The sequence below is a fragment of the Streptomyces sp. NPDC031479 genome, from assembly GCF_055581065.1.
In genome coordinates this window covers 86,518-109,887 of the sequence record NZ_JBVIKC010000005.1, presented here as the reverse complement: position 1 = coordinate 109,887, position 23,370 = coordinate 86,518, and the positions used below count along the sequence as shown (strand labels likewise).

Genomic DNA, 23,370 nt, shown 5'->3' with positions numbered 1-23,370 from the left:
GAGAGGCGGGCCCGGTTTCGCCTGGGAGTGTTCCTGTGGACCGGGGCGCGCAGGGCCCGACTGGGTCTTGCGAGTAGCGCCTGGAGGTGACGCCGGGTTGGGGACCACATGGGGACCAGCATCGCCGCACGCTGGTGCACCATACGTGTGTTCGCGCACGTTACCCGCCCTCAAATAGCGGCACATGTTCTGATTGCGGCCCTGGCGCAGCCATCTGGGGGTCAAGGGGTCGCAGGTTCAAATCCTGTCGTCCCGACTTTTCGAAGTCGCGGGTCAGGGGCCGTTTCAGAGCAATCCGAAACGGCCCCTTGATCGTTCCCGGGGGCCGGTCGCAGATGCTTTGAGGCCGGTCAACCGGCGGGTTTTCGGAGCGTCCTGACGCCGACGCATGGTCGGGGAACCCGATCGCGGTCCAGTGGAGCCGGAGATGCGGGGGTCAGCTGCCGAAGCCGAGGCCGAGGCGGTCGAGGGACCGCAGCCACAGGTCGCGGCGGCCCTCGTTGCGGTCGGCGCGGGCGAGGGAGCGCTGGGTGATGCCGATACCGAGGGAGCGGACGGGCTCGGGCGGGAAGGGCAGCGGCTTGCGGCGTACGAGATCGAGGGCGGTCCGCTCGGTGCGCCCGCCGGCCAGGAGATCCAGCATGACCTCGGCGCCGAACCGGGTGGCGCCGACGCCGAGCCCGGTGAAGCCGGCGGCGTAGGCGACCTTGCCGCGGTGGCTGGTGTCGAAGAAGACGCAGAAGCGGGTGCTGGTGTCGATGGCGCCGCCCCACGCGTGGCTGAAGCGGGTGCCCTCCAGCTGCGGGAAGGTGTGGAAGAACTGGCGCGCGAGCGTCGCGTACGTCTCGGGGCGCCGGTCGTGCTCGGCGCGGACGCGGCGCTGGTGCACGACGTCGTAGCCGCCCCACAGGATCCGGTTGTCGGCGGAGATCCGCACGTAGTGGAAGGCGTTGGCGGGGTCCGCCCAGCCCTGCCGGTTGTGCCAGCCGACCGAGGCGAGCCGTTGCTCGTCGAGCGGTTCGGTCATGAGGGCGTAGTCGTACACGGGGACGGTGTAAGGGCGGTGGCGGCGGACCAGGGAGGGGTACGCGTTGGTGGCGAGCGCCACCCGCCCGGCGGTGGCCCGGCCGTAGGGGGTGCGGACGGAGACGACGGCGCCGTGCTCGTCGAGGGAGAGGGCCGGGGTGTGCTCGTGGATGCGGACGCCGAGGTCGAGGCAGGCGCGCTTGAGGCCCCAGGCGAGCCGTGCCGGGTTGACCATGGCGGTGTCGCTCTTGTTCCAGACGGCGCCGAGGAAGGTGGGGGAGTCGATCTCGGCGCGGACCGCGTCGGCGTCGAGGACGGTGGTGGTGGCGCCGTACCGGGCGGCCGTCTCGGCCTCCTCGGCGAGCCAGTCGACCTGGTGGGGTTCGGTGGCGACGACCAGGGAGCCGGTGCGCTCCCAGTCGCAGTCGATGGAGTGGCGGGCCAGGGTGTCCTCCATGGCCTGGAGGTTCGCGCGGCCGAGCCGTTCGAGGACGCCTATCTCGTCGGGCCAGCGGGCGAGGCCGTTGGCGAGACCGTGGGTGAGGCTCGACTCGCAGAAGCCGCCGTTGCGGCCGGAGGCGGCGCCGCCGACTTCGTCGCCCTCGACCAGGACGACATCGGCGGAGGGGTCGCGCTCCTTGGCGGCGAGGGCGGTCCACAGGCCGGTGTAGCCGCCGCCGACGACCAGCAGGTCGCAGGTGGTGCCGCCGACGAGGGCGGGGGCGGCCCGGGGGCGGCGCGGATCGTCGAGCCAGAACGGGGTCGGATCGGCGTCCCGCAGCGAGAGCAGGGGGTCCATGGCGGCTTCCTTCGGGTGGCGGAGGAGCCCGGGCACGGGGGCTCCCTCCGAGGTGCCGCCCATGAGACCCGGCGGGAAGCGACAACGTCAATGGTGTTGACGTAAGCGTGCTCGGGTGGATCACGGGGACCGTTACCGCCCCGCGTCCGCGTCCGGGTGCAGCGCTGCGACGGCGATGAGCATCAGTTCCAGGGCGAAGGGGTAGCCGCTGTCGCGCATGTCGACGGCCAGGAGGGGGTACGCCGCCGCGATGTTCGGGTGGGTGTCGGCGGGGAGGTGGCTGTACGCGGCGTGCCAGACCTCGGCGTCGGCCGCCGCCGCCGAGGGCGGCAGGGCCGCCGCCGCGGCGTCCTGGGCGGCGAAGGCGAGCGACTGGTCGACGAACGCGTGGTAGATCCGCACCGCCAGGGCATCGGGGAAGCCGCCGTCGCGGAGGATGCCGAGGATGGTCTCGACGGCCCGGGTCTCGTGCCGGCGACCGGTGGTGCGGTGGGCGGCGAGCAGCGCGGCCTGGGGCTGGGCGAGGTACGAGGCGTGGATGCGCCGGCCCATCGAGCGCAGGTCCTCCCGCCAGTCGCCCGTGGCCGTCCACCCCTGCTGGGCGCGGCCGATGAGCTCGTCGGCGAGGGCGAGGAGCAGGGCGTCGGTGTTTCGGAAGTAGCGGTAGAGGGCGGTGGGGTCGGCGCCGAGCGCGGCCCCGAGCCTGCGGACCGAGAGGGCCTTCGCACCGTGCTGTTCGACGAGGCGCAGTGCGGTGTCGACGATGAGGCGTTCGGACAGGACCGCGCCGTGTTTGGTCGGGCGGCTGCGCCGGCGCCTGCCCTCGGGTACCACGCGTTCGGACATGGCCGGGACCTTACGTCAACACCATTGACGTGTAAACGGCTCGCGAGCTTCGATGGCGCCCGACACCCGTCCCGCGCATTCGTACGCAAGCCGTCCAGTGCATCCGTACGCAGTCTGTCCAGCGCATCCGCAGGCAAGGGAGCCGCCGCATGCCGCACGCCGATCTGGTCTTCACCGGAGGTCCCGTCCTCACCATGGATCCGGCCCGCACCCGGGCGAGTTCGCTCGCGGTCAAGGGGGAGCGGATCACCGCCGTCGGCCATGACGCGGTGCGGGAGCTGATCGGGCCCCGTACGGAGGTGGTCGACCTCGCGGGCAGGCTCCTGATGCCCGGCTTCCAGGACGCTCACGTCCATGCGGTGGGCGGGGGCAGTGAGCTGGCGGAGTGCGATCTGACCGAGATCGTCGACGTCGCCGCCTACCTGGAGCGGATCCGGTCCTACGCGCAGGCGCACCCGGACCGGGAGTGGATCACGGGCGGCGGCTGGTCGCTGGAGAGCTTCGCGGGCGGGCTGCCGACCCGTCAGCTGCTGGACTCGGTGGTGCCGGACCGGCCGGTGCTGCTGTCGAACCGCGACCACCACGGGGCCTGGGCCAACACCCGGGCCCTCGAACGGGCGGGGCTGACCGCCGCCACCCCGGATCCGGCCGACGGGCGGATCGAGCGGGAGGCGGACGGCTTTCCGAGCGGGATGCTCCAGGAGGGCGCGACGGCCCTGGTCTCGCGGCTGGTGCCGGCGAGTACGCCGGAGGACCGGCTCGCGGGTCTGCTGCGGGCGCAGGAGCTGCTGCACTCGCTCGGCATCACCGGCTGGCAGGACGCGCTGCTCGGCACCTTCAACGGGATGGGGGATCCGTCGGAGGCCTATCTGACCGCGGCGCGGGACGGTTCGCTGACCGCCCGCGTGTCGGGCGCGCTGTGGTGGGACCGTGAGCGCGGTGCCGAGCAGATCCCCGAACTGGTCGAGCGCCGCAAGGAGTTGACGTACGGCCGGTTCCGGGCCGGGTCGGTGAAGATCATGCAGGACGGGATCGCGGAGAACTTCACGGCCGCGCTGACCGCCCCGTACCTGGACGGCTGCGGCTGTGCCACGGCCAACAGCGGGCTGAGCTTCGTCGAGCCGGAGGCCCTGCGCGCCCATGTGACCGCGCTGGACGCGCTGGACTTCCAGGTCCACTTCCACGCCCTCGGCGACCGGGCGGTGCGCGAGGCGCTCGACGCGGTCGAGGCCGCCGTGGCGGCCAACGGGCGGCGCGGCAACCGCCACCACCTGGCCCACCTCCAGGTCGTCCACCCCGACGACCTGCCGCGGTTCGCGGCGCTGGGCGCCATCGCGAACATCCAGCCGTTGTGGGCGGCGCACGAGCCGCAGATGGACGCGCTGACCATCCCGTTCCTGGGCCCGGAGCGTGCCGCCTGGCAGTACCCGTTCGGCGGTCTGCTGCGGTCGGGGGCCACCCTGGCGGCGGGCAGCGACTGGCCGGTCTCCAGCCCGGACCCGCTCGCGGGCATCCACGTCGCCGTGAACCGGCGGGAGCCGGGGACCGACGACGAGCGGGTGTTCCTGCCGGAGCAGCGCATCGACCTCCTCTCGGCGATCGCCGCCTACACCGCCGGTTCCGCGCACGTGAGCGGGCTCGACGACGCCGGCAGCCTCCTCCCCGGCCATCTGGCCGACCTCGTGGTGCTCGACCGGGACATCCTGGCCGCACCCCCGGAGGAGATCGCCGACGCGCGCGTGGAGCGGACCTATGTGGGCGGCGAGCTCGTGTTCGGAGGCTGAGGATGCCGTACCGAGGAGGCGCGGACGTCGAGGCGGACCGGCACGAGAACCCCGCCGGTCTCCTTCTGCCCGTGCTCCAGCACGCTCACCAGCAATTCGATCCCGGCTTCGGCGACGGCCTCGGGGCGCAGGCTGAGCGTGGTGACCGGTGGTTCGGTGTGCACGGCCGCCTCGTCCTCGCTGACGCAGGCGAGGAGCAGGTCGCCCGGAACGTCGTAGCCGTGCCGTCGGGCCGCGCCCAGGACGAGGGGCGGGCTGGCCTCGGCGACCACGAAGAGGGCATCGGGGCGTTCCCGCCCGGCCGTCAGCGCGGTCTCGACGGCCTGGACCACCGGCCCGTTGCCGGGCTCCGTGGCCCGTACGGCCAGCTCCGGCAGCCCGTGCGCCGTACACCAGTCGCGGTGCGCGGCGAACACCTCGCGGTGGAAGCGGGTGGTGTTGTCCGGGACGACCAGTACGGGCCGCCGGGCGCCCTGGGCCAGGAAGTGGTCCAGGGTGCGTCGGACGGCGGCGACCGCGTCGACGTCCACCCAGTGGGCCTCCGGCCGGCCTTCCACGGACCGGTCGCTGAAGACCGGGATGCGGGCGGCGAGCAGGTCCTCGACGATCCGGTCGTCGGCGACGGGGTCGGCGACGATCACGGCGTCGAGGGGCAGCGCGGACCACTCGCTCTGCAGGGAGCCGGCGGGCAGCAGCACCATCGCGTAGCCGTGTCCTAGGGCGGAGGCGGCGGCGGCCCCGGTGAGCCGGGCGAAGTACGGCGACTCCAGGAAGGACCAGGGGGCGTCGGCCAGTTCGCCGACCACGTATCCGATCAGCCGGGCCCGTCCCGCGCGCAGCTGGCGTGCGGTGGCGTTGGGCCGGTACCCCATGACGCGCGCGGTCTCGCGGGCCCGCTCCCGTACCTCGGGGGAGAGCCGGCCGGTGCCGTTGAGCGCAGCCGAGACGGTCGTCTTGGACAGGCCCGCCTCGCGGGCCACGTCGACGAGACGGACGCGCGGGGTGGGCGGCGAGGGCCGCCCTCGTCGCGGTGAGGGCTGTCCGTCCTGCGGTGAGGGCTTCCCGCCGTGCCCGGAATCTTCGGTCATGGGAGCGATGCTGCCATCCTCCCGACCTCTGCAAAACCGTTCCCGCAAACCTGGTCGAAGTCTTGTGCGGGAACGTTCCCGCATCAATACTCGCTCCATCCCCCCGTGCCCGTCACAACACCCGTAAAGGGGTGGACTGCATGCGTATCCCCAGATTCATCGCATTCGCCTGTACCGCCGTGCTCGCGGCCTCCCTCACCGCCTGCTCCGGCGCCAGCCGGCCCCAGACCGGCGCCACCGGCGGTGCCGCCTTCCAGGTCACCCCGACCTCACCGCCCGCCCAGGGTCCCCTGGACTCCTTCACGTGGTCGCTGTACGCCGAGCCGTACACCCTCGACTACGCCCTCGCGTACGACTACCCGCCGAACACCGTGCTCGCCAACGTCTGCGAGCAGCTGCTCCGCGTCACCCCCGACCTGAAGATCGAGCCCGGTCTCGCGGTCAAGTGGGAGCAGCCCGACCCGCTCACACTCGTGTACACCCTGCGGCCGGGCGTGAAGTTCCACGACGGCACCACGATGGCCGCCGAGGACGTCGTCGCCTCCCTCAAGCGCCAGATGGACCCCGCCACCGGCTCCCCGTGGGCCTCGTCCTTCAAGAACGTCCACACCATCGAGGCGACCGGCCCGCTGGAGGTGACGATCCGCCTCACCAAGGCCGACGTCCTCTTCCACGAACTCATGGCCGCCTCTCCCGGCACCGTCGTGAGCGCGGCCTCCCTCGCCAAGGAAGGTCCGGACTACGGCACCCCGAAGGGCGCCCTGAACTGCACCGGACCCTTCGCCCTGGACAAGTGGGTGCAGGGCGACAGCATCACCCTGCGCGAGCACCCGGCGTACTGGGACAAGGCGCTCGCTCCGAAGTCGCGGTCCGTGAAGTTCACCTTCATCGAGGACGCGGCCGCCCGCTCCAACGCCTTCCTGTCCGGTACCGCCGACGGCGGCTACCTGGTGCCGTCCTCCTCCCTCGCCCAGCTGCGGGCAGGCGGCAACGGAGCGCTCCTCTTCGGCCCCAACACCGCGGCCGCGAACCTGGCCGTCCTCGACTTCGAAGGCCCGCTCGGCAACCTCAAGGTCCGCAAGGCCCTGTCCATGGCACTGGACCGGAAGAACATCATCAACGCGGCGGCCGGCGGCGTCGGCGTCCCCGCCAAGGCCCCCGCGGCGCGCGGTGCCTGGGCGCTCGTCCCGGAGAAGGCCGCCACCCTGTACGACACGCTGCCTGACCTCGCCCATGACGTCGAAGGCGCGAGGAAGCTGGTCAAGGAGGCCGGTGCCACCGGTCGCACGGTCACCCTCGTGACCAGCACACTCGCCCCCGAGATCAGTGTGGTCGCCAACGCGGTGCAGGCGGCCGGACGCCAGATCGGCCTCGACGTCAAGCTGAAGTCGGTCTCCCCCGAGGCGTACAGCAGCATCTTCGTCGATCCGAAGGCCCGTGACGGGCTCGACCTCGTCATCACCAACGGCTACGACAACACACCGGACCCGCTGGAGTTCTACCAGTACCTGCGCACCGGCGACTTCGGGAACTACGGCTACTGGTCCGACGCCGGATTCGACATCGCCTTCGACCGGGCCAACTCCGAGCCGGACCCGGCCAAGCGCGCCGACCTCACCGCGAAGCTCCAGGAAATCGCCCTGCGCGAGATGCCCGTCATCCCCGTGTACGAGGCACCGTACTCGGTCTTCCTCGGCAAGCGGATCACCGGCGCCCCCACCGGCATCAGCCAGCTCTACTACCCGTGGGCCGCGAAGATCGGGGCCGCACAGAAATGACCCGCTTCCTCGTCGGACGGCTCCTGGGCCTGCTGGCCGTGCTGTTCGTGACCTCGGTCGTGGTGTTCGGCGCGATCCACCTGGCCCCCGGTGACCCGGTGACCTTCCTGCTGCACGGCCGCCCGGCCACCCCCGAGGCCGTGGCCGCCCTGCGTGCGGAGCACCACCTCGACGACCCCGTCGTGGTGCAGTACGGCAAGTGGCTCGGCGGCGTCCTGAGCGGCGACCTCGGCCGCTCGGCCCAGTACCACCAGGACGTCACCTCGCTCCTCGGCTCCCGGTTGCCCGGCACCGCCCTCCTCGTCGGCTACGCGGCCCTGCTCGTCGTCGTCCTGGGGGTGAGCCTCGGCATCCTCGCGGCGCTGCGCCCCGGGCTCCTCGACCGGACCGTACTGATCGGCACGGGAGTGGTCACCGCCACCCCGTCCTTCGTCAGCGCGATCGTGCTCGTCTCGGTCTTCTCGGTCCGGCTCGGCTGGTTCCCCGGCCCCGGTGGCGGCGCCGCGGAGGGCTTCGGCGCCCGGCTCCACCAGCTCACCCTGCCGGCCTTCGCCCTCGCCCTGACGTTCGCGGGCCTGCTGGCCCGGGTCACGCGCTCCGCGATGCTCGACGAACTCGGCCGCGAGCACGTCGAGGTGGCGCGCGCCCGGGGCGTCCCGGGGCGGACCGTGGTGCGCCGGCACGTGCTGCGCAACGCGCTGGGACCCATCGTCACCGTCGGCGGCACCATGCTCGCCGGCCTGCTCATCAGCACCTCGATCGTGGAGACCGCCTTCGACGTGCCGGGGCTCGGCTCGCTGCTCGTGCAGTCGGTCACCGCGCAGGACTTCGCCGTGGTCCAGGCCGTCACCCTGCTCAGCGTGGCGGCCTTCGTCCTCGTCAACCTCGCGGTCGACCTGGTCTCCCCGCTCATCGACCCCCGTCTCTCCTCCGGGGAAGGCTCTCCATGACCTCCACCCTCACCACGGCGCCGTACCGCAGGCCGGGCCTGCGCGGACTGCGCATCTTCGGCCAGGGGCCACTGTTCGCGGTCTCGGTCGCGGTGCTCGCCGCGCTCGTCCTGGTCGCCGTGCTCGCACCCGTCCTCGCTCCGTACGACCCCGAGGCGCTCGACCTCACCGCGACCCTCGCCGGCACCACCGGCGACCACCTGCTCGGCACCGACCAGTCGGGGCGGGACATCCTGTCCCGGCTGATCCACGGCGCCCGCACCGGGCTCCTGGGGCCGCTGCTCGTCGTCGGCGTCTCCACCCTGCTCGGTCTGCTGCTCGGTGTGGTGGCGGCCTGGCGGGGCGGCTGGGCGGACACCCTCCTGTCCCGCTCGATGGACCTCGTCTTCGCGATCCCGGGACTGCTGCTCGCGATCCTGCTCGTCTCCGTCCTCGGTTCCGGCATGACCGCACCCGTCATCGCCATGTCCGTCGCCTACACCCCGTACGTGGGCCGGCTCGTGCGAGGCATCGCCCGGCAGGAGAAACAACGGCCGTACATCGAGGCGTACGTGGTGCAGGGCTGGTCCGACTGGACGGTCTGCGTCCGTCACCTGCTGCCGAACATCGCGCCCACCGTTCTCGCCCAGTCCGCGATGAACTTCGGGTACGCGCTGATGGACCTCGCGGCCCTGTCCTTCCTCGGCTTCGGAGTCCAGCCGCCGGCCGCCGACTGGGGCGCCATGATCAACGATGGCCAGGGGGCCGTCATGCAGGGGGCGATGCTCCCGGCGCTCGCGCCGTCCGCGTGCGTCGTGCTCGCGGTCGTGGCGTTCGGAATCGTCGGCGAGGGGCTCGCCGACCGGATCGCGAGGCGGGAGAGGTGAACGCCATGACCACGCCATCGACCACGCCCGTCCTGGAGATCGACGGGCTCGGAGTACGGCTCCCGGACGACCGGGCCGCCCGGCCCATCCTGGACGGGGTGAGCCTGACCGTGCGGCCCGGGGAGACCGTCGGCCTGGTCGGCGAGTCCGGCTCGGGCAAGTCGGTCGCCTGCCGCAGCGTCCTGGGACTGCTGCCCCGGGGCGCCCGGGTCGGCGGTCGGGTCCGGGTCTCCGGGCGGGACGTGCTGAGCATGCGCCCGCGGGAGCTGGCCGGGCTGCGGACCCGCGAGGTCGCCATGGTCTTCCAGGACCCGCGTGCCTCCGTCAACCCGCTGCGCAGAGTGGGCGACTTCCTCGCCGAAGGGCTGCAGGCCTGCGGCACCCCCGCCGACCGGACCGCCGCGCGGGCCGAGGAACTCCTCGACGCCGTCGGTATCCGCGATCCGCGCGGCGCCCTGCGCCGCTTCCCGCACCAGTTCTCCGGCGGAATGCTCCAGCGGGTCGTCATCGCCGCTGCCCTCGCCGCCGAGCCGGCCCTGCTCCTCGCCGACGAACCGACCACCGCGCTGGACGTCACCACCCAGGCCGAGGTGATCGCGCTCCTGGCCGGGCTGCGGGCCGAGCGCGGCACCGGGATGCTCTTCGTCACGCACGACTTGGAGCTGGCCTCGGCGATCTGCGACCGGGTGTACGTGATGTACGCCGGCCGGATCGTCGAGACCCGATCCACCGACGAGCTCTTCGACCGGCCGCGCCACCCGTACACGGCGGGGCTCCTCGCCTCCACTCCGCGCATCGAAGCGGGCTCGCCCCCGCCCCGGCCCATCCGGGGCCGGCCGGTATCGCTGTCCGAGGCCCCGCCCGGCTGCGCGTTCGCAGCCCGCTGCCCGCACGCGGTGCCGCGCTGCGCCGAGGAGACGCCCGTACTCGCACCGCACGGCGAGGGCCTGGCCGCGTGCCTGCGCGCCGAGGAAGGAATCACGCTGTGACGGAGGGACTGGTGGTCGAGGGGCTGCACAAGCGGTACGGGGAGCACACGGCGGTCGACGGGGTGTCGTTCTCGCTGCCGCCCGGCGGTTCGCTCGCGATCGTCGGCGAGTCCGGCAGCGGCAAGACGACGACGGTCCGGATGCTCGTGGGCCTGGAGCGCGCGGACGGCGGTACGGTCCGGCTCGACGGCCGGGACCGTTCCGCCCGCGCCCGCGGCCGCGCCGAACGGATCGCCCGGGCGCGGGAGATCCAGATGGTCTTCCAGGATCCCTACCTGTCGCTCGATCCGAGGGTGACGGTGAGCGGCTGCCTGGACGAGGTGCTGCGGCTGCACACCGACCTGGACGCCGCCGCGCGCCGGGTCCGTGTCGCCGGACACCTGGATCAGGTCGGCCTCGGGACCCGGGAGGCGGCGGCCTTGCCGCGCGACCTGTCCGGCGGGCAGCGCCAGCGCGTGGCGATCGCGCGCGCCCTCGCGGTGGAGCCCCGGGTGCTGGTGCTGGACGAGGCGGTCGCCGCGCTGGACGTGTCCATCCAGGCCCAGATCCTCGAACTGCTGCGTGAGATCCGCCGCGAGGCGGGGATCGGCTTCCTGTTCGTGACCCACGACCTGGCCGTCGTACGCCACATCGCGGACGAGGTGCTCGTCCTGAAGTCGGGCAGGGTGATGGAGTCGGGCCCCGCGGACCGGGTGCTCGACGCGCCGGAGCACCCGTACACCCGGCTGCTGCTCAGCTCGGTGCCGCGGCGCGGCAGTCTGACCGGCGGAGGCGGCTGAGGGCCGCCCGACGGGCGGGCGTCCCGTCGGGCGGGCGTCCCGTCGGGCGGGCGTCCCGCGCGGTCAGGCCAGGGAGCGCCACGTGCGCTGCAGTGCCTGCCGGAACCCGTCGACCTCCTCCGGCGTCAGGTCGGCGACCATGCGCTCCTCCAGCGCGCGGGCCGGTCCGGCGTACTCGTCCAGGAGCCCCTTGCCCGCCTCGGTCAGCAGGACGAGGCGCTCCCGGCGGTTGTCCGGGTTCGGCTCGCGGCGGATCAGGCCGCGGCTCTCCAGGGCGCGGACCATGTCGGCCATGGTCTGGGCGGTGACGAACGAGTCGCGGGCGAGCTGGGCGGCGGAGATCCCGTCGTGCCGGTCCAGGACGGTGAGGGCGGTGTACTGCAGGGCGGTGATGCCCGCAGGCCTGACCAGCTCTTCGAGACGGGCCCGCACCGCCAGTTCCGTTCGTTTGACCAGGTAGAGCAGCGAGGTGCTCACGTTCGTCCTCCTGTGGTGGTGCCGGGTGGATGGCGGGTACACCCTAAGGCATTGACAGGAATCCTGTTGGTTGGCGAGACTGTCATTCGACAGGATTCCTGTCGGTTGAGCCCGGCCGTCCGCCGGTGCTCCCGGCATCCCACCCACCCCTCACGAGAGGTACCCCTCATGGATCTGCACGGGAAGGTCGCCGTCGTCACCGGCAGCGGACGCGGCCTCGGCCTCGGATACGCCCGAGCCCTCGCCGCCGCCGGCGCCGCGGTCATCGTCAACGACGTCGACCGGGACGCGGTCGACGCCGCCGTCGCCACGATCCGGTCCGAGGGCGGCACGGCGGCCGGAGTCGTCGCGGCCGTCGGAGACGGCGCGGCGGCCCAGGCGCTCGTGGACACCGCGGTAGGGGAATTCGGCCGCCTGGACGTGCTCGTCACCAACGCCGGCATCCTGCGCGACCGCGTGCTGTGGAAGATGACCGACGCCGACTTCGACGACGTCGTCCGCGTCCACCTGCGCGGCACCTTCACCTGTGCCCGGGCGGCCGCCGTCCGGATGCGGGAGCAGGGCACCGGTGGCAGTCTCGTCCTGATCTCCTCGCCCGCCGGACAGCGTGGCAACTTCGGTCAGACCAACTACGCCGCCGCCAAGGCCGGCATCGTGGCCATGGCGCGCACCTGGGCCATGGAGCTGGGCCGCTCCGGCATCACCGTCAACGCGGTCGTCCCGGTCGCCGCCACCGAGATGACCAGGACCATCCCGGCCTTCGCCCCCGTCATCGAGGAGTCCGAGCGCACCGGCGGTCCGCTGCCGGATTGGCTGCGCAAGGACGAGGGCCTCGGCACCGTCGAGGACGTCGCCGGGCTGATCACCTTCCTCGCCTCCGACGCCGCGAAGGACGTGACCGGACAGGCCATCGGCATAGGCGGCGACCGGCTCGCCCTGTGGGCGCACCCCAAGGAGAAGGCGACCGCCTTCGCCGACGGAGGCTGGAGCGCCGAGGCGATCGCGGCGCAATGGCCCGGTGGCGTCGGAGCCGAACCCGAGACGTACGGCATCCCCGCGCCCCAGGCCCCGGAGGCATGACATGGGAGACCGTGCCTACGAACCCGCGCTCGACCTCGACCGCCTGACCGCCATCGACATGCACACGCACGCCGAGGTCGCCAAGGACGGCCGCACCGCGCTCGGCCCCGAACTCCTCGGCGCCTCCGAGAAATACTTCAAGGCCCACGGACACCGGCAGCCCACCATCGAGGAGATGGCCGACCACTACCGCGAACGGAGCATGGCGGCGGTCGTGTTCACCGTCGACGCCGAACACGCCACCGGGCACCCGCGGATCTCCAACGAAGAGATCGCGGAGAGCTGCGCCGCCCACGCCGACGTGCTGATCCCGTTCGCCGGCATCGACCCGCACAAGGGCCGCGCCGGAGTGCTGGAGGCGCGGCGCCTGGTGGAGGAGCACGGCGTGCGGGGGTTCAAGTTCCACCCCAGCCTCCAGGCGTTCGCCCCGAACGACCGCCTCGCCTACCCCCTGTACGAGGCCATCGAGGAGCTCGGCGTCCCGGCCCTGTTCCACACCGGCCAGACGGGCATCGGCGCCGGGGTCCCGGGCGGCGGCGGCATCCGGCTGAAGTACTCCGATCCGATGCTCGTCGACGACGTCGCCGTCGACTTCCCGCACCTGCGGATCATCCTCGCCCACCCCTCGTTCCCCTGGCAGGACGAGGCCCTGGCGGTGGCCACCCACAAGCCGCACGTCCACATCGACCTGTCCGGCTGGTCCCCGAAGTACTTCCCGCCCCAGCTCGTGCGGTACGCCAACACCCTCCTCAAGGACAAGGTCCTCTTCGGCTCCGACTACCCGGTCATCACCCCCGACCGCTGGCTCGCCGACTTCAAAACGCTCGACATCAAGCCCGAGGTCCGGCCGAAGATCCTCAAGGAGAACGCCGCCCGCCTGCTCGGCCTGCTCACCGACTGAAGGGATCGCCGTGTTGAACCAAGGCATCGGCTCCTGGCCGGCACGCCGGGCCCGCAGGACCCCCGACCGGATCGCCCTCGTCCACCAGGACCGCACCCGGACCTACCGCGAACTGCACCACCGCGTCCTGCGGTGCGCCCATGCCCTGCGCGCGCTCGGCGTCCGGCGCGGCGACCGGATCGCCTACCTGGGCCCGAACCACCCGGCGTTCCTGGAGACACTGTTCGCCGCGGGTGTGCTCGGGGCGGTCTTCGTCCCGCTCAACACCCGGTTCGCCGCGCCGGAACTGGCGTACAACCTGACCGATTCCGGCAGCACGGTCCTCATCCACGCGCCCGAGCAGACCGAGGCCGCCCGGGCAGCCGCCGACGAGGCCGACGTGGTGCGGCACCGGATCACTCTCGCGGCGCCCGGCCCCGCGGGCCTCGTCTACGAGGAACTGCTCGCCGCGAACGGACCCGAGCCCCTGGACGAGGCCGTCGCCCCCGGCGACCCGTGCATGATCATGTACACCTCCGGGACCACGGGCCGGCCCAAGGGTGCCGTGCTCACCCACGGCAACATCATCTGGAACAGCGTCAACGTGATCGTCGACACCGACCTCGCCGGCGACGAGGTCACCCTGGTCGTGGCACCGCTGTTCCACACCGCCGGCCTCAACATGACCTGCCTGCCCACCATCCTGAAGGGCGGCCAGGTGGTGCTGCTCGACGCCTTCGACGCCGAGCGGGTCCTGGAAACCGTCGAACGCCGACGTGTCACCTACATGTTCGGCGTCCCCGCGATGTACGACGCGATGGCCGCCCGGCCCCACTGGGCGACCACCGACCTGTCCAGCCTGCGCACCCTCAACTGCGGCGGCGCGCCGGTCCCGGCCCGCACCATCGCCGCGTACCTCGACCGCGACCTGGCCTTCAGTCAGGGCTACGGCATGACCGAGGCGTCCCCGGGCGTCCTGTTCCTGGGCCGGGAGCAGACCTCGGCCAAGGCCGGTTCCGCCGGCGTACCCCACTTCTTCACCGACACGCGCCTCGTCCTGCCCGACGGGACCGACGCCGCTCCCGGGGAGCGGGGCGAGGTGCTCGTCCAAGGCCCGAACGTGATGAGCGGCTACTGGGACCGGCCCGAGGACACCGAGGCCGCCTTCACCGACGGCGACTGGCTGCGTACGGGCGATGTCGCCCGGCTCGATGCCGACGGCTACGCCTACGTCGTGGACCGGGTGAAGGACATGTTCGTCTCCGGCGGCGAGAACGTCTACCCGGCCGAGGTCGAAGGCGTCCTCCTCACCCACCCCGCCGTCGAGGAGTGTGCCGTCGTAGGCGTGCCGGACCCGGTCTGGGGCGAGGTCGGCCGCGCCGTCGTCGTCCTCAGGCCCGGAAGCCGCGCGGACGAGCACGATCTGCTCGGCCACCTCCAGGGCCGGCTCGCCAAGTACAAGATTCCCAAATCGGTGGTCCTCACGGACGTCCTGCCCCGCACGGCCTCCGGAAAGATCCTCAAACCCGCCGTGCGCGACCGCTACGCGGACTGACCCGCCGGCTCCTCGCGCGTCGCCCGTGTCCCGCCGGGAGCAGGCCCCGGGCCGGGCCCGTTCCCACCCCTTTCACCCTCTCCTCACCCTCTGCCGAACGGACCGATTCACGATGCCCACCACCGCCCACGGCCTCGACGCCCTCACCGCCCTCAGCGGAGCCGACCTCGGCCACACCGCATGGCGGGAGATCACCCAGGTACGGGTGAACACCTTCGCCGACGCGACCGACGACCACCAGTGGATCCACACCGACCCGGAGAAGGCCAAGACCGGCCCGTTCGGCGGCCCGATCGCCCACGGCTACCTCACCCTCTCCCTCGTCATCCCGATGTTCGGCGAGCTCCTGGACATCACCGGCATCTCCATGAGCGTCAACTACGGCCTGGACAAGGTCCGTTTCCCCAGCCCCGTCCCCGTCGGCGCGAGGGTCCGGCTCCACGGGGCCGTCGGCCCCGTGGAGGAGATCAAGGGCAACGGCGTGCAGATGCCCCTCACGTTCACCATCGAGGTCGAGGGCAGCGCCAAGCCGGCCTGCGTGGCCCAGGCCGTCTACCGCCACTACGCCTGAGGGGACACCATGAACAAGGCATTGGCCTGCGTGGTCCGGGCCGTCCACCGCCACTGCGCCTGAGGGGACACCATGAACAAGGTCGTGGCCGGCGCCGCCCAGGCGGTGGCGGACATACCCGACGGCGCGTCCGTCGCGGTGGGCGGTTTCGGGCTCAGCGGAGTGCCGAAGGCCCTCATCCAGGCGCTGTACGAGCAGGGGACGAGCGGGCTGCGCATCGTCTCCAACAACTGCGGTGCGAACGGCGAAGGCCTCGCCCTGCTGCTGTCGGCCGGCCGGATCGCCCGGGTCACGGGGTCGTACGTCGGCGCGAACAAGGAGTTCGCCCGCCAGTACCTCGCCGGCGAGCTGGAGCTGGAGATGATCCCCCAGGGCACGCTCGCCGAACGCCTGCGGTCGGGCGGTGCCGGAATCCCCGCCTTCTACACCCCCGCCGGTGTCGGCACCCTGGTCGCCGACGGCGGACTGCCCTGGCGCTACGACGGTGGGGGCGGGGTCGCGGTGGCCTCGCCCGCCAAGGAGGTACGGGTCTTCGACGGAGTCGAGTACGTACTCGAACACGCGATCCGCACCGACGTGGCCCTGGTACGCGCCGCCGTCGGCGACCGGCACGGCAACCTCGTCTTCGCCAAGTCCGCCCGCAACTTCAACCCCCTCGCCGCACAGGCGGGCAGGGTGACGATCGCCGAGGTCGAGCGCCTCGTCGAGCCGGGCGAGATCGACCCGGACGCCGTGCACCTCCCCGGTGTCTTCGTCCAGCGCGTCGTCGCGCTCGGCCCGGACGAGGCCGCCGCCAAGGGCATCGAGAAGCGCACCACACGAGGGGCACACCGCTGATGGCGTGGACACGAGAGGAAATGGCCGCGCGGGCCGCCCGCGAGCTTCGCGACGGAGAGTACGTCAACCTCGGCATCGGCCTGCCGACCCTGATCCCCGACCACATGCCCGCCGGGGTCGAGGTGGTGCTGCACTCCGAGAACGGGATCCTGGGCACCGGCCCCTATCCCTACGAGGAGGACGTCGACCCCGACCTGATCAACGCCGGCAAGGAGACGGTCACCGTCCTGCCCGGGGCGTCGTACTTCGATTCGGCGCTGTCCTTCGGCATGATCCGCGGCAGCCACATCGACACCGCCGTCCTCGGCGCCATGCAGGTCTCCGCCCGCGGCGACCTCGCCAACTGGGCCGTCCCCGGGAAGATGATCACCGGTATCGGCGGGGCCATGGACCTCGTCCACGGAGCCCGCCGGGTCATCGTCACGATGACCCACACCACCAGGGACGGCAGCCCCAAGATCGTGGCCACGTGCGACCTCCCCCTCACCGGCCGGGCGTGCGTCCAGCGCGTCATCACCGACCTCGGCGTCCTGGACGTCACGGCCGGCGGCCTGGTCCTCGTCGAACGCGCTCCGGACGTGTCCGTCGAACGGATCCTCGCCGCGACCGCCGCCGACGTCCACGTCCCCGAGGAACTGCGATGAAGGCACGCACCGTCTACGTCGTCGACGCCGTCCGGACCCCCTTCGGCCGGTACGGGGGCGCCCTCGCCTCCGTCCGCCCCGACGACCTGGCAGCCCACGCCCTGCGCGAACTGCTGGCCCGGACGCCGCGGCTGGACCCCTCCCGCATCGGAGACGTGTTCCTCGGGAACGCCAACGGCGCCGGCGAGGAGAACCGCAACGTCGCCCGCATGGCCGCGCTCCTCGCCGGCCTGCCGGTGACGGTCCCCGGTGTCACCGTGAACCGGCTGTGCGCGGGCGGCCTCGAAGCGGTGATCCAGGCGGCCAGGGCGATCGCCGTCGGCGACGTGTCCATCGCCGTCGCCGGCGGCGTGGAGTCCATGACCCGCGCCCCCTGGGTCCTGCCGAAGCCCGACCGCGCCCACCCCGCGGGACACACCGGGATGTACTCCACCACCATCGGCTGGCGCATGGTCAACCGCGCGATGGAGCCACGCTGGACCGTCGACCTCGGCGAGTGCGCCGAACTCGTCGCGGACAAGCACGGCATCACCCGGGAACGGCAGGACGCCTTCGCGCTCTCCTCGCACCGCAAGGCGAGCGCCGCCCGCGCCGCAGGCCTGTTCGACGACGAGATCGTCCCCCTGGCCGTGCCCGGCCGCAAGGGCGGGAGCACCCGCGTCACCGCCGACGAGTGCGTCCGTGAGGACGCCTCCGACACGGCCCTGGCCAAGCTCGCACCGGCGTTCCGGCCCGAAGGCGGCACCGTCACCGCGGGGAACGCCTCACCCCTCAACGACGGCGCCGCCGCCCTGCTGCTCACCGACGAGCGGGGACTGGCGGAGTGCGGCCGCGAACCCCTCGCCCGCATCAGCGCGTCCGCCGTCACCGCGATCGAACCGCAGTGGTTCGGCCTCGGCCCGGTCGAGGCCGTACGGCGGGCCCTGGACAAGGCCGGCCGCACCTTCGGCGACCTGACCGTCATGGAACTCAACGAGGCGTTCGCCGCCCAGGCCCTCGGCTGCGTCGCCGAATGGCCGGAGCTCGACCCCGGCGTACTGAACCCGTTCGGCGGCGCCATCGCCCTCGGCCATCCCCTCGGGGCCTCCGGCGCCCGCCTCGCGGGCACCGTCGCCCACCAGCTCGCCCGCCGGGGCTCGGGCACCGGAATCGCCGCCCTGTGCATCGGCGTCGGCCAAGGCCTGGCCCTCGTCCTCGAACGCTGACCTCTCGTCCCCGAACGCCGGCCCCTCATCCCCGAACGCTCCCGACCGACGAAAGCCGCCACCCCATGACCACACCCCTCCCGGAGGGCCTCAGCCAGCGGGACATCGATGCCGAGACCGCACGCGCCCACGCACGGGCCGCCGGCACGTCCCCCGATCATCCGCCCCGCGACTTCCCCCCGTACCGCAGCAGCGCCCTTCGGCACCCCGTGCAGCCCCCGCTCCCGCTGAAGGACCCGGAGGCCGTGGAACTGACCGGTCCCGTCTTCGGAGTCACCGACGTCACCGACCTGGACCGCGACCTCACGCGCCGGCACCGGGGCGAGCCGCTCGGCGAGCGGATCACCGTCACCGGGCGGGTGCTGGACCGCCGGGGCCGCCCGGTCCGCGGCCAGCTGGTGGAGCTGTGGCAGGCCAACGCCTCCGGCAGGTACGCACACCGGCTGGACCAGCACCCGGCGCCGCTCGACCCCCACTTCACCGGCGTCGGCCGCTGCCTCACCGACCAGGACGGCGCGTACTCCTTCACCACCATCAAGCCCGGCGCCTACCCCTGGCGCAACCACACCAACGCCTGGCGCCCCGCCCACATCCACTTCTCCCTGTTCGGCGAGGCCTTCACACAACGGCTGGTCACCCAGATGTACTTCCCGGGCGACCCGCTCTTCGCCCACGACCCGATCCTGCAGGCCGTCACCGAACAGTCGGCGCGTGACCGGCTCGTCGCCACCTACGACCACGACCTGTCCGTCCCGCAACGATCGCTCGGCTACCGCTGGGACATCGTCCTCGACGGTCCGGCGTCCACCTGGTTCGAGGAAGGACGCGACTGATGAACCCCCTGCTCCCACCCACCCCCTCCCAGACGGTCGGCCCCTTCTACGGCTACGCCCTGCCGTTCGCGGGCGGTGGCGACATCGCCCCGGCAGGACACCCCGATGCCATCACCCTCCACGGGTACGTACGCGACGGCGCCGGGGAGCCCGTGCCCGACGCGATCGTCGAGATCTGGCAGGCCGACCCTGCGGGCTCGACCGCCGGAGCACCCGGATCGCTCCGGCACGACCCGGCCACCGGCAGGGTCGTCGGCCGCGACGGAGTCCGCTTCACCGGATACGGCCGCATCGCCACCGACGCGGACGGCCACTGGACCGCCCGCACCCTGGCCCCCGGGGCACACGCGCCGGGCGCCGTCCCGTACCTGGCGGTCGTGGTGTTCGCCCGCGGCCTGCTGCACCACCTCCACACCCGGATCTACCTGCCCGAGCAGGCCGGAGGTCTCGCGGCCGACCCGGTGCTCGGCTCCCTGCCGGCCGAGCGCCGTGCCACGCTGCTCGCCACGCGGGAGGCCGACGGGATCCACCGGTTCGACATCCGGCTCCAGGGCGGGGAAGAGACGGTGTTCCTTGAGCTCCTCTGAACCGTCGCCCGCCGGGCAGGCTCCGCCCGGACCGTCCTCCACCGGGCAGGCTCCCGCCGGACCGGCCTCGGCCGGGCCGCACGACGCAGGCATCGCCGTCCCGTACGAGGGCGCCGACATGGGGCTGCTCGCCCCCGTACGAGCGGCCTCCGCGGCGGAACGGGCCACCGGCGACCTCGCCTTCCTCCAGGCGATGCTGGACGCCGAGGCCGCGCTCACCAGGGCCCGGGCCCGTCTCGGCCTCGCTCCGGCGTCCGCCGCCGCGGCGGTCGACGCGGCGGCCGACGCCTCCCGGTACGACCTCAGGGACCTTGCCGCGAGGGCCCGCTCGGGTGGAAACCCGGTCATCCCGCTGGTCGGCGTACTGCGCGCCGCGGTCGGCCCCTCGGCCGCCGCGTACGTGCACCGGGGCGCCACCAGCCAGGACATCCTCGACACCGCCGCCATGCTGGTCGCTCGCCGGACCCTCGGCCACACCTTGACCGACCTGGACCGCACCGCCGGGCGGCTCGCCGCCCTGGCCGGGACGCACCGCGACACGCCGATGGCGGGCCGTACCCTCACCCAGCACGCGGTGCCCACCACGTTCGGGCTCAAGGCAGCGGTCTGGTACCGCCTCGTCCGGGACGCCGTGGACCGGCTCACCGCCGTACGGGCCGGCCTGCCGGCCCAGCTCGGCGGCGCGGCCGGCACCCTCGCCGTGATCGCCGAGGAAACCACCCCCGTCACCGCACTGGCACTCCTCGCCGGCTACGCCGAGGAGACCGGACTCGCCGAGCCGGTCCTGCCCTGGCACACCGCCCGTACCCCGGTCGCCGACCTCGCCGGAGCCCTCGCCTTCACCACCGGGGCCCTCGGCAAACTCGCCGCCGACGTGCTCGCCATGGCGCGCACGGAGACCGGTGAGGTGAGCGAGGCGGCCGGTGGCGGATCGTCCGCCATGCCCCACAAGGACAATCCCGTCTCCGCGACCCTCATCGCCGCGGCGGCCCGCCAGGTCCCCGCCCTCGCCTCCGTACTGTTCGGATCGCTCGCAGCCGAGGACGAACGCCCCGCAGGCGCCTGGCACGCCGAGTGGCAGCCCCTCCGCGAAGCCCTGCGCATCACCGGCGGCGCCGCACGGTGCGCCGCCGACCTGGCGGCCGGCCTGCGCCCCCACCCCGCACGGATGCGTGCCAACCTCGCGCGCACCGGCGACCTGATCGTCTCCGAACGCCTCGCCCTCGCCCTCGCACCCCACCTCGGCAGCTCACGGGCCCGGTCGCTCGTCACCCGGGCCTCGGCCCGGGCCCGCCACGACACCTCGCTCATCGGCCGGCTGCGCGACCTGCCGGAGCTGGCCGACCTCCCCGAACCGTACTGGCGCGACCTCGCCGACCCCACCCGCTATCTGGGCTGCGCCCCGCAACTCGTCGACCGCGCGCTCTCCGACCCCGTCCGGGAACACCCATGACCCTGCTCCACCACAGGCTCGACGGACCGGTCCACGGGGCCCCGCTGATCCTCGGCCCGTCGCTCGGCACCTCGCTGGCCGTCTGGGAACCGCAGCTGGCCGCCCTCGCCCGCCACCACCGCGTCCTGCGCTTCGACCTGCCCGGCCACGGCTCCTCGCCGGCCATCGGCGCCGCCACCGTCGCCGACCTGGCCGACCTCGTGCTCGGCCTCGCCGACCACCACGGCTGGCAGCGCTTCCACTACGCGGGCATCTCGCTCGGCGGCGCGATCGGCACCCATATCGCCGTACACCGGCCCGAGCGCGTCTCGTCACTGGCCGTGGTCTGCTCCTCCGCCCGCTTCGGCGACCCGGAGGCATGGCGGCAGCGCGCCGCCCGGGTCCGCGCGGAGGGCACCGGACCCCTCGCAGAGGCATCCGCGGCCCGCTGGTTCGCCGACCCGGCGCACACCACCGGAACCCTCGCCGGCAAGGCGCTCCTCGCCGACCTCGCCTCCGCCGACCCCGAGGCCTACGCCTCCTGCTGCGATGCGCTCGCCGTCCACGACCTGCGCGCCGACCTGCCCGGGATCACCGCACCCACCCTGGTCGTCGCCGGCCGTGCCGACCTCGCCACCCCGCCCGCCCACGCACGCGAACTCGCCGACGGCATCCCCGGAGCGGGGCTCACCGAGATCGCCGGCGCCGCCCACCTCGCCGGCATCGACCGGCCCGACGCCGTGACCGTGGCGCTGCTCGCCCACCTCGGTCACACGTCCGCCCGGACGGCGGGGGAGCGGGTCCGGCGGGCCGTGCTCGGCGATGCCCACGTCGATCGGGCCACCGCCCTCAGCACCCCCTTCACCGACCCGTTCCAGGACCTCATCACCCGCTACGCGTGGGGCGAGATCTGGACCCGCCCGGGGCTAGACCGCCGCACCCGCAGCTGCGTCACCCTCACCGCCCTCGTCGCCCGCGGCCACCACGAGGAGCTGGCCCTGCACGTCCGGGCCGCCCTCACCAACGGACTGACCGCCGACGAGATCGGCGAAGTGCTGCTGCAGACGGCCGTCTACTGCGGCGTCCCCGCCGCCAACTCCGCCTTCGCCACAGCCCGGCGCGTCCTCGACGACGCCCACACCGAGGAGTGACCCCAGATGACCCACCCCCGCCACACCCAGGTCGCCATCGTCGGTGCCGGCCCCTCCGGCCTCCTCCTCGCCCGCCTGCTGCACCGGGCCGGAGTCGACTGCGTGGTCCTGGAGAGCCGCGACCGCGCCTACGTCGAACAGCGCCAGCGCGCCGGCATCCTGGAACAGAGCACCGTCGACACCCTCCGGGAAGCCGGCGCCGCCGACCGGCTCGACCGCGAGGGCATCCCGCACGACGGCATCGAACTCCGCTTCGACGGCCGTCGCCACCGCATCGACTTCCCGTCCCTGACCGGCGGCCGCCGCGTGTGGGTCTACGCGCAGACCGAGGTCGTCAAGGACCTCGTGGCGCTCCAGCTGGAGGACGGACCGCCGCTCCACTTCGACGCGCCGGTCCACGCGGTCGAGGGAGCCGACACCGACCGTCCCGTCGTCCGGTACGGGCACCAGGGCGAGGAACGCCTCCTCGACTGCGACTACGTCATCGGCTGTGACGGCTACCACGGCGTGGTCCGCCGAGCCGTTCCCGCCGGCGTCATGCGCGTCCACGAGCGGACCTACCCGTACTCGTGGCTGGGCATCCTCGCCGACGCCCCGCCCGTCTACGACGAGCTGATCTACGCCCACTCCGAGCGCGGCTTCGCCCTAGCGAGCATGCGGTCCCCGCACGTCAGCCGGCTCTACCTGCAGGTCCCCAACGGCGAGGATCCAGCCGCCTGGCCGGAGGAGAAGATCTGGGACGAACTCGATCTGAGGCTCGGCGCCGATGCCGGATGGCGCCTCACCCGCGGCCCCGTCACCGCGAAGTCGGTCCTCCCGATGCGGAGTTCCGTCACGGAGCCGATGCGCTGGGGCCGTGTCCTGCTCGCCGGTGACGCGGCACACATCGTCCCCCCGACCGGCGCCAAGGGCCTCAACCTCGCCGCCTCCGACGTCACCGTCCTGGCCGCCGCCCTCGCCGCGCACTACGGAGACGGAGACGCCTCGCTCCTCGACTCCTACTCGGACACCTGTCTGCGCCGCGTCTGGCGGGCCGAGCAGTTCTCGTACTTCATGACCAGTACCCTGCACACCCCGACCGAGCACTCGTCCTTCGACACGCGCCTCCAGATCGCCCAACTGGAACGCATCGCCCGGTCTCACCATGCCGCCGCCGAACTCGCGGAGAACTACACGGGCGTCGCGCTCCAGCCCTTCGCACTCCAGCCCTGAT

At 72.9% G+C, this 23,370-nt stretch carries 22 protein-coding genes; 18 read left to right on the top strand and 4 right to left on the bottom strand.

The genetic code is table 11. The annotated features are described in order from the left end of the window. Positions 1-436: 436 nt before the first annotated feature. Together ACZ5D2_RS08270 and ACZ5D2_RS08265 are read right to left on the bottom strand one after the other, a co-directional pair. Positions 437-1,825, bottom strand: a complete 1,389-nt coding sequence (locus tag ACZ5D2_RS08270; protein ID WP_371681104.1) for an NAD(P)/FAD-dependent oxidoreductase — start codon at positions 1,823-1,825, stop codon at positions 437-439. 132 nt (positions 1,826-1,957) lie between these two features. After that, a complete protein-coding gene (locus ACZ5D2_RS08265) occupies positions 1,958-2,671 on the bottom strand; it encodes a TetR/AcrR family transcriptional regulator (RefSeq protein ID WP_371675647.1) in 714 nt (237 codons plus the stop codon). A 149-nt stretch (positions 2,672-2,820) separates the two neighbouring features. Between ACZ5D2_RS08265 and ACZ5D2_RS08260 the strand changes: the two genes are divergently transcribed. Beyond that, complete coding sequence (locus tag ACZ5D2_RS08260; RefSeq protein WP_371675646.1) at positions 2,821-4,455, top strand: amidohydrolase; 1,635 nt, start codon at positions 2,821-2,823, stop codon at positions 4,453-4,455. Here the strand turns inward: ACZ5D2_RS08260 and ACZ5D2_RS08255 are convergent. Continuing rightward, positions 4,422-5,543, bottom strand: a complete 1,122-nt coding sequence (locus ACZ5D2_RS08255; RefSeq protein WP_371675645.1) for a LacI family DNA-binding transcriptional regulator — start codon at positions 5,541-5,543, stop codon at positions 4,422-4,424. The genes ACZ5D2_RS08260 and ACZ5D2_RS08255 overlap by 34 nt on opposite strands. A gap of 140 nt (positions 5,544-5,683) precedes the next feature. Between ACZ5D2_RS08255 and ACZ5D2_RS08250 the strand changes: the two genes are divergently transcribed. From ACZ5D2_RS08250 to ACZ5D2_RS08230, 5 genes are read left to right on the top strand one after another with little or no spacing between them, the layout of a single operon-like run. Then, positions 5,684-7,321: an ABC transporter substrate-binding protein gene (locus tag ACZ5D2_RS08250; protein ID WP_371675644.1), complete on the top strand. Its 1,638-nt coding sequence runs from the start codon at positions 5,684-5,686 to the stop codon at positions 7,319-7,321. Beyond that, positions 7,318-8,271 carry an ABC transporter permease gene (locus ACZ5D2_RS08245; RefSeq protein ID WP_371675643.1) on the top strand — a complete coding sequence of 318 codons (954 nt, stop codon included), beginning with the start codon at positions 7,318-7,320 and terminating at the stop codon, positions 8,269-8,271. The genes ACZ5D2_RS08250 and ACZ5D2_RS08245 overlap by 4 nt, the downstream gene beginning before the upstream one ends. After that, positions 8,268-9,137 carry an ABC transporter permease gene (locus ACZ5D2_RS08240; RefSeq protein ID WP_371675642.1) on the top strand — a complete coding sequence of 290 codons (870 nt, stop codon included), beginning with the start codon at positions 8,268-8,270 and terminating at the stop codon, positions 9,135-9,137. The genes ACZ5D2_RS08245 and ACZ5D2_RS08240 overlap by 4 nt, the downstream gene beginning before the upstream one ends. A 5-nt stretch (positions 9,138-9,142) precedes the next feature. Continuing rightward, positions 9,143-10,126 carry an ABC transporter ATP-binding protein gene (locus ACZ5D2_RS08235; protein ID WP_371675641.1) on the top strand — a complete coding sequence of 328 codons (984 nt, stop codon included), beginning with the start codon at positions 9,143-9,145 and terminating at the stop codon, positions 10,124-10,126. Continuing rightward, the gene (locus ACZ5D2_RS08230; protein WP_371675640.1) at positions 10,123-10,905 is read left to right on the top strand and encodes an ABC transporter ATP-binding protein; all 783 of its coding nucleotides are present in this window, start codon (positions 10,123-10,125) and stop codon (positions 10,903-10,905) included. Before ACZ5D2_RS08235 ends, ACZ5D2_RS08230 begins: the two co-directional genes overlap by 4 nt. Positions 10,906-10,968: 63 nt before the next feature. Here the strand turns inward: ACZ5D2_RS08230 and ACZ5D2_RS08225 are convergent, their stop codons facing one another. Continuing rightward, positions 10,969-11,382 carry a MarR family winged helix-turn-helix transcriptional regulator gene (locus ACZ5D2_RS08225; RefSeq protein WP_371675639.1) on the bottom strand — a complete coding sequence of 138 codons (414 nt, stop codon included), beginning with the start codon at positions 11,380-11,382 and terminating at the stop codon, positions 10,969-10,971. A 168-nt stretch (positions 11,383-11,550) separates the two neighbouring features. Here ACZ5D2_RS08225 and ACZ5D2_RS08220 point away from each other — a divergent pair, with 168 nt between their 5' ends. The 12 genes from ACZ5D2_RS08220 (at position 11,551) to ACZ5D2_RS08165 (ending at position 23,369) form a co-directional block, all read left to right on the top strand. Beyond that, the gene (locus tag ACZ5D2_RS08220; RefSeq protein ID WP_371675638.1) at positions 11,551-12,462 is read left to right on the top strand and encodes an SDR family oxidoreductase; all 912 of its coding nucleotides are present in this window, start codon (positions 11,551-11,553) and stop codon (positions 12,460-12,462) included. 1 nt (position 12,463) lies between these two features. Beyond that, positions 12,464-13,363: an amidohydrolase family protein gene (locus ACZ5D2_RS08215; protein ID WP_468928108.1), complete on the top strand. Its 900-nt coding sequence runs from the start codon at positions 12,464-12,466 to the stop codon at positions 13,361-13,363. A 10-nt stretch (positions 13,364-13,373) separates the two neighbouring features. Next, the gene (locus tag ACZ5D2_RS08210) at positions 13,374-14,897 is read left to right on the top strand and encodes an acyl-CoA synthetase (RefSeq protein WP_468928105.1); all 1,524 of its coding nucleotides are present in this window, start codon (positions 13,374-13,376) and stop codon (positions 14,895-14,897) included. Between the two features lie 112 nt (positions 14,898-15,009). Further along, on the top strand, positions 15,010-15,468 hold the full coding sequence (locus ACZ5D2_RS08205) for a MaoC family dehydratase (RefSeq protein ID WP_371675635.1): 459 nt from the start codon (positions 15,010-15,012) through the stop codon (positions 15,466-15,468). 72 nt (positions 15,469-15,540) lie between these two features. Continuing rightward, entirely contained in the window at positions 15,541-16,305 is a 765-nt protein-coding gene (locus ACZ5D2_RS08200) for a CoA transferase subunit A (RefSeq protein WP_468928101.1), read from the top strand. Beyond that, positions 16,305-16,949, top strand: coding sequence for a CoA transferase subunit B (locus ACZ5D2_RS08195; protein ID WP_371675633.1), 645 nt, complete (start codon positions 16,305-16,307; stop codon positions 16,947-16,949). Before ACZ5D2_RS08200 ends, ACZ5D2_RS08195 begins: the two co-directional genes overlap by 1 nt. Continuing rightward, positions 16,946-18,154, top strand: coding sequence for a thiolase family protein (locus ACZ5D2_RS08190; RefSeq protein WP_468928098.1), 1,209 nt, complete (start codon positions 16,946-16,948; stop codon positions 18,152-18,154). Before ACZ5D2_RS08195 ends, ACZ5D2_RS08190 begins: the two co-directional genes overlap by 4 nt. A 65-nt stretch (positions 18,155-18,219) precedes the next feature. After that, positions 18,220-18,987 carry a protocatechuate 3,4-dioxygenase subunit beta gene (gene pcaH / locus ACZ5D2_RS08185; RefSeq protein WP_371675631.1) on the top strand — a complete coding sequence of 256 codons (768 nt, stop codon included), beginning with the start codon at positions 18,220-18,222 and terminating at the stop codon, positions 18,985-18,987. Continuing rightward, positions 18,987-19,574 carry a protocatechuate 3,4-dioxygenase subunit alpha gene (gene pcaG / locus ACZ5D2_RS08180; RefSeq protein WP_371675630.1) on the top strand — a complete coding sequence of 196 codons (588 nt, stop codon included), beginning with the start codon at positions 18,987-18,989 and terminating at the stop codon, positions 19,572-19,574. The genes pcaH and pcaG overlap by 1 nt, the downstream gene beginning before the upstream one ends. A gap of 118 nt (positions 19,575-19,692) precedes the next feature. Beyond that, positions 19,693-21,027: a 3-carboxy-cis,cis-muconate cycloisomerase gene (gene pcaB, locus ACZ5D2_RS08175; RefSeq protein WP_468928284.1), complete on the top strand. Its 1,335-nt coding sequence runs from the start codon at positions 19,693-19,695 to the stop codon at positions 21,025-21,027. Further along, positions 21,024-22,157: a bifunctional 3-oxoadipate enol-lactonase/4-carboxymuconolactone decarboxylase PcaDC gene (pcaDC, locus tag ACZ5D2_RS08170; protein WP_468928094.1), complete on the top strand. Its 1,134-nt coding sequence runs from the start codon at positions 21,024-21,026 to the stop codon at positions 22,155-22,157. The genes pcaB and pcaDC overlap by 4 nt, the downstream gene beginning before the upstream one ends. A 6-nt stretch (positions 22,158-22,163) precedes the next feature. Then, positions 22,164-23,369: a 4-hydroxybenzoate 3-monooxygenase gene (locus tag ACZ5D2_RS08165; RefSeq protein WP_468928091.1), complete on the top strand. Its 1,206-nt coding sequence runs from the start codon at positions 22,164-22,166 to the stop codon at positions 23,367-23,369. Position 23,370: the final 1 nt, after the last annotated feature.